Raw genomic sequence first — 6,402 nt, forward strand, 5'->3', positions numbered from 1 at the left:
CTACGATTTCGCAGACGGCGAAGCACAGGCCACGATGAACCCCAGCCTCTGGCGGCATCTCGGGCTGCTCAACAATCATGGCATCTTCGAAGTCGTCCCCGGACTCTGGCAGGTTCGCGGCCTTGATCTGTCCGTGATGAGCGTCATCGCTACCGAAAGCGGATATATCATCGTCGACCCGCTCACCGCCACTGAAACAGCCGCTGCCGCGATGTCTCTCGTGCGCCAGCATGTCGGCGACGCGCCGATCGTGGCGGTCATCTACACACACAGCCACGGCGACCATTTCGGCGGCGTCAAAGGGATCGTCAGCGATGCGGAGGTTGCTGCCGGAAAGGTCCAGATCATTGCGCCGGAAGGCTTCATGGAGCACGTTGTCAGCGAGAGCCTGATCGCCGGCCCCGCCATGAGCCGCCGGGCCAATTTTCAGTTCGGCACCCGCCTCACACCCGGCCCGGCAGGGCAGGGCGGCGCGGGCATCGGAACCGGCCTGCCAAGCGGCAGCTTAAGCCTCATCGCACCAACGATTACGATCACCGAGACCGGGCAGAAGCTGGTCATCGACGGCATCGAGATCGAGTTCCAGGTCACGCCCGGCACCGAAGCGCCGGCCGAGATGAACTTCTACCTGCCGCACTTGCGCGCGCTCTGCCTCGCAGAGAATGCCAACCCGACCATGCACAACGTGCTGCCCCCGCGCGGCGCGCTGGTGCGCGACTCCAAGGCCTGGGCGGACTATCTCACCGAGGCCATCCATCTCTATGGCGAGCGCACGGATCTGATGTTTGTCTCCCACGGCTGGCCGCGCTGGGGCACCGAGGAGGTTGCTGCCTTCATGGCCTCCCACCGCGACGCCTACAAGTATCTGCACGACCAGTCCGTCCGCCTGATGAACAAGGGCTATACCGCCGAAGAGATCGCAGAGGTCATCGCCCTGCCGGACAGCCTCGCCTCCAAATGGTACAATCGCGGCTACTACGGCACGATGGCCCACAACGCGAAGGCCGTGTACCAGCGTTATCTCGGCTGGTACGATGCCAACCCCGCGAACCTCAATCCCTGGCCGCAGGAAGAGGCTGCCAGGCGCTACGTGGCCGCAATGGGCGGAGCGGACAAGGCGCTGCGCATAGCCCAAACCGCGTTCAGGGACGGCGACTACCGCTGGGCCGCCGAAGTCGCCAGTCATGTTGTCTTTTCAGACGATGCCAACGCCGATGCCCGCGAAGTGCTCGCGCAGGCCTTCGAACAGTTGGGCTATCAGGCCGAAGGCTCCCTCTGGCGCAACATGTACCTTACCGGCGCCGCCGAAGCGCGCACTGCGCCCGGCGCAACCACGGTTACGTCCCTCTCGCCTGATGTCGTTTCCGCCATCTCGGTCGAACAGGTGTTCGACATGTTGGCCATCCGTGTCGATCCTCAGTTGGCGGAGGGAAAATCCGTCTCGTTGGTGTTCGATTTCCTGGATATGAACCAGGTTCGGCTTGTCAGCCTCCGCAATTCGGTGCTGGTCCATGAAGACGGGGCAGGGCGATCTGCCCCTGCCACTCTCCGGATGTCCAAACCGGCTTTCCTTGGCATGATCTTTGGCGGCCAGAAGCCAGCCGATCTGGTATTGCAAGGGGCGCTCACCATTGAGGGCGATCCATCTGCCGCTACCTCGCTGCTGGGCGTACTCGACCCGCCGGGCGCACCCGAACCATTCCCGATCGTCACGCCATGAACGGCTAGCGCGGAGATGAGCAGCGGCTGTTGAACGCCGACACATCGGTGTTGAACTGCTGCACTGTGCTTTGCAGGGCCAACTCATCGCGCGCGACCTGCCGCCTTGCCGCGTCGTAGGCGGCGTGTTCACGGCCGGCGGTTTCGGCATGGGCCCGCGAAACGAGCCGGTGGATTTCCGCGTCCTCCCATCGGATGGCGGCTTCCTCGGCCAGCACTGCAGAGGCATCGCGTTTCGCGGCCAGCTCAGCGATCTCAGCTTCGCGCGGCGCAATCGTTTCCTGCATGGCCCTGCAGGCCTTCAGATCAGGCTTGCCGCTTGCGAGCGCAGGGCCGGCGAGCGACAGGGCCAGCAGGGGCGCAATGAATGTGTGATGCAGCATCGCCCGTTTTTCTCCCAACAGTGCGGCAATTATTCGGCAGCATGTGAAGGCGCCATGAACGGCGCCCGCCTCAGCCCTGCGGGCCGATGGGCGGCGGCATCCGGCTGCGCCCGGCAGTCACAGCATCAATCAGGCCGAACACGGCAGAAAAATCCTTCAGCAGTTCCAGCACGCGGTCCGCGCTGTCGAGCGGCTTGAACATCGATCCCGGCTCGAACAGGTTCCCACCCTGCACGGTGATCAGCATTTCGCCGCCATCGAACGCCGCCTTCAGCTTGCCGCCCCGGAATACGTCTTCCAGGTCCACCAGCTTCTGCATCAGGTCCGGTGTCAGCAGGTAACGGCTCTCCACCTGATCCGTGGTGTAGACTTCGAAAATCTTCTCGAACTTCGGGTCCTCCAGGCCTGCGCGCTGCATGCCCTTGCCGCCGCCGAAACGGTTGAAGAAGCCCGCATCCCGCGTCACCAGCGTCCGGCCGTAGAAGGTCTTGTGGAAGTCCAGCCGCAGGCACTGGCCGCGAAACACGGTTACCCAGGTCGTCTGTGTGCGGCCTTTTGAGTCCGTAGTTGTCCGTTTCTCCTCGAGATGCGCCTCGAACAGTTCGAAATCCACCACCCCGCGCTTTCCCGTCACGAGGTCCTCGTAGCTGGACCGGTCCCAACCGGGCACAACGCCGACTTCCTTGTGCCGGTAGATTGACCCGCACGTCCCGGGCGCCGGCGTGAAAGCAAGGTTCAGCTGGCGCGCAACCGGCTCGACGATCAAAGTTTTCGCTTCCCCCGCCATTCTGGTGATGCCCATATTGCCCCAGCCGATGATGGCGAAGCCCAGGATGGCAAAGATGATCGCCGCCACGGGCAGCTTGAGCACCGCCAGCCCGAGACCGGCACCTGCAACGATAACCGCTCCGCCGATCCAGCGGGTCTGGATTGCCTTTTGCGCCGCCGCGACCCGCTCGGCTTCCCGGGCCAGAAGTCCAGGGCGGATTTCCTGATCATAGATCCGTTCGAAGCCCTGAAACTCGGGCGGCAGATCGCCAAGCGGCCCCGGCGCGGAACCCTGTTCGCGGTCGCTCATGCTCAAAGTCCCCCGTCTCTAGGCCGCCTGAGCCTTAAAGCGCACCGGCGGTATCGGAAAGGCAAAAGCCGAGGCCCGGTTCAGATATCCGCGTAGACATGGCCTTCGCCTGCAAAGCCCGGATGCGTCACAGCGCCTTCATGCGCCGGGCCGACAAGCCTGGCAAACTTCTGCAAGGCACCAGAGCCATACTTCGTCGTGCGCGGTTTCCAGGCGCGTCTGCGGTCTTCCAGCTCTGCCGGGGTCAGCCGCACGTCGATCGTGCCCTTGCTGGCGTCCAGCGTGATGATGTCGCCGTCCTGGATCAGACCGATCGGCCCGCAGTCCGCTGCTTCCGGCCCGACATGGCCAACACAGAAGCCGCGGGTTGCGCCGGAGAAGCGGCCATCAGTGATCAGCGCCACCTTGTCGCCCATGCCCTGGCCGTAGATCGCCGCTGTCGTCGACAGCATTTCCCGCATGCCGGGGCCACCCTTCGGACCCTCATAGCGGATGACCAGAACTTCGCCTTCCTTGTAGTTGCGCTCGCGCACGGCCGCAAAACAGGCTTCCTCGCCGTCGAACACGCGCGCCGGGCCGGAGAAGGTGAGGCTCTTCAGGCCCGCCACTTTCACAATCGCGCCGTCCGGCGCCAGCGAGCCCCAAAGGCCTACAACGCCGCCGGTTGCTGTAATCGGATCGGTTGCCGGCCAGATAACCTTCTGGTCCGGGTTCCAGACCACATCCTTAAGGTTCTCGGCCACCGTCTTGCCGGTCACCGTCATGCAGTCGCCATGGATCAGTCCCGCGTCGAACAGTGTTTTCATCAGCATCGGCACGCCGCCCGCCTCGCCGAAATCCTTGGCCACATAGTCGCCGCCCGGCTTCAGGCTGGCGATGTACGGCGTCCTGGCGAAAATCTCGGCCACATCCTTCAGCGAGAATTGCACGCCGCACTCATGCGCCATCGCCGGCAGGTGAAGCGCCGCATTGGTCGAGCCGCCAGACGCCGCCACCACCACCGCCGCATTTTCGAAAGCCTTGCGCGTGCAGATATCCCGTGGACGGATATTCTTCTCGATCAGGCTCATCACGGCCTTGCCGCTTTCTACGCAATACGCGTCGCGCTCAAGATACGGCGCCGGCAGCGCGGAGGAGAGTGGTAGCGCAAGCCCGATCGCTTCCGAAACGCACGCCATCGTATTCGCCGTGAACTGCCCGCCGCACGCGCCATCGCCGGGGCAGGCGAGCTTTTCCAGCGCTTCCAGCTTAGCGCTCGTCATATCCTTCGAGCCCGCTGCATGCGCGCCGACCGCTTCGAACACATCGAGTACCGTCACATCCTTGCCCTCGAAACGGCCCGGCATGATCGATCCGCCATAGATGAACACGCTCGGCACGTTCAGGCGCAGCATGGCCATCATCATGCCCGGCAGAGACTTGTCGCAGCCCGCCACGCCGACCAGCGCGTCATACGAATGCCCCCGGATCGTCAGCTCCACCGAATCTGCGATCGCCTCACGGCTCGCCAGCGAAGAACGCATACCTTCGTGGCCCATCGCGATCCCGTCGGTCACTGTGATCGTGCAGAACTCGCGCGGCGTGCCATCCGCCGCCTTGACGCCCTCGCTCGCTGCATGCGCCTGGCGCATCAGGGCCGTGTTGCAGGGGGCCGCCTCATTCCAGCAGGATGCCACGCCCACAAAGGGTTTCCGGATATCCTTCGTGGAAAGGCCCATCGCGTAATAATAGCTGCGGTGCGGCGCCCGCTCGGGCCCTTCCGTCACGTGGCGGGAGGGCAGGCGGGATTTATCCCAGATCTTGGTCATGCGGCGTACTCACTTGTGTGCTGGCGGACGGTTAGCGCGCCGCTTGCGCCCTGTCATCCCTTACGGAAGGTCACATCCGGATCAGTGAACCGCCCGGTCCTGCGTCTCGGCCTTGGTGGCCAGTGTGAAGATCGGCTCTGGCGCTGCTGACGGGCTTTCGAGCAGCCGCGCCGCCGCCTTGCCCACGCCCGGCCCAAGCTTGAACCCGTGGCCCGAGCCCATGCCCACCAGCAACGTATTTGACCATTGTGGATGTCGGTCGATCAGCAGGTCTCCGCTGGAGCTGTTCTCGTACTGGCAGACCCGCGTCTCCGATAGCGGCGCATCCATCAGCCCCGGAAACCGCCGCCCCATATACGCGCGCACCTGCGCCAGTGAGGCCGGATCCACCAGTCGGTCACTGGTGTCCGGGTCGACAATGGGCCCGTGCACATCATTCGCCACCTTGAAGCCCCGGTTCTCGAGATCCGGAAAGCCGTACATCACCTGATCTGCGAAAAAATCGATCCAGCCCGGCATCGCGGGCATGCCAAACCGCAAATCCCCCGCCGGCGGACGGAAGAAGAATATCTCCTGCCGGGTCACGAACAATCGTGCGCCGATCACGTCCGGGAACAGCTTCGCCAGCCACGGTCCGCAGGCAAACACAAATTCGCCTGCCTGCAGCGTCTCGCCCGCCGCCGTCTCCAGCGCTTCCAGCTTTTTACCGCCCTTCGGCGGCAGGATCGCTGCCTTACGATAGGTGCCGCCATTGCGGATGAACTGCTCCACAAGGGTCGCGACACTGCGCCGCGCCATCAGCGCGCCGAAGTCCGGCTCCAGCAACGCAAACTTCACGCCGCTCCAGTCGATCTGCGGCCAGCGCGCCCGCAGCGCGCCGGGCTCGATGCGTTCGGTGCGCAGGTTCAGCGCCCGCATCGTCTCGTAGCTACCGGTCGCGTACTCGTTTTCCTGATCGAAGAACACGAGCACGCCCGCATCGTGGAATAGCGCCAGGTCCTGATCGCGCGACAGCCGCTTCCATTCCTCCAGCGATTCCGCCGCCATCTCGGAATACCGCCGGCTCGTCCCATAGCCCGCCCGCGTCAGCCGCGACTCGCCGCCGGACGATGCCCGCGCATGCGCCGGCCCCCAGGCATCGACCAGTTCGACCTTGCGCCCGGTCCGGCGCAACATCTCGGCCGTCCAGGCGCCAAACACGCCCGCGCCGACAACAATCGTATCCGCCGAACCCGGCCCGGCCGTCGATACACAGGACGCCGCAAGCGGTACTGTCGCCATCGCCTCCAGAACCTCCCGTTTCGTCAGTTTCATAGCCGGTCCGCCTCATGCGCGGTCAGCATATGGCCGGCAAGCGCGGGGGGTTGCCCAGATCATTGGGTAGATTCCGGGAGCCGGCAACCCGCTAATCAGT

Annotated in this window: 5 protein-coding genes; 1 reads left to right on the forward strand and 4 read right to left on the reverse strand. The window is 64.3% G+C overall.

Going from position 1 to position 6,402, the window contains the following annotated elements; genetic code table 11:
* Positions 1-1,720: alkyl/aryl-sulfatase (locus WEA77_RS03715; protein ID WP_368066520.1), on the forward strand; the 1,720-nt coding region annotated here is incomplete at its 5' end.
* 4 nt (positions 1,721-1,724) lie between these two features.
* Here WEA77_RS03715 and WEA77_RS03720 read toward each other — a convergent pair.
* From WEA77_RS03720 to WEA77_RS03735, 4 genes are all read right to left on the reverse strand, one after another.
* Positions 1,725-2,102, reverse strand: a complete 378-nt coding sequence (locus WEA77_RS03720; RefSeq protein WP_368066521.1) for a hypothetical protein — start codon at positions 2,100-2,102, stop codon at positions 1,725-1,727.
* A gap of 70 nt (positions 2,103-2,172) precedes the next feature.
* The gene (locus WEA77_RS03725) at positions 2,173-3,180 is read right to left on the reverse strand and encodes a DUF3137 domain-containing protein (RefSeq protein WP_368066522.1); all 1,008 of its coding nucleotides are present in this window, start codon (positions 3,178-3,180) and stop codon (positions 2,173-2,175) included.
* 80 nt (positions 3,181-3,260) lie between these two features.
* Positions 3,261-4,988 carry a dihydroxy-acid dehydratase gene (ilvD, locus tag WEA77_RS03730; protein ID WP_368066523.1) on the reverse strand — a complete coding sequence of 576 codons (1,728 nt, stop codon included), beginning with the start codon at positions 4,986-4,988 and terminating at the stop codon, positions 3,261-3,263.
* Positions 4,989-5,069: 81 nt separating this feature from the next.
* Positions 5,070-6,302 (reverse strand): FAD-dependent oxidoreductase, encoded by a 1,233-nt coding sequence (locus tag WEA77_RS03735; RefSeq protein WP_368066524.1) that lies wholly within the window; start codon positions 6,300-6,302, stop codon positions 5,070-5,072.
* Positions 6,303-6,402 lie beyond the last annotated feature (100 nt).

Source organism: Hyphomonas sp. (assembly GCF_040882205.1).
In the GTDB taxonomy this organism is placed as follows: Bacteria; Pseudomonadota; Alphaproteobacteria; order Caulobacterales; family Hyphomonadaceae; genus Hyphomonas.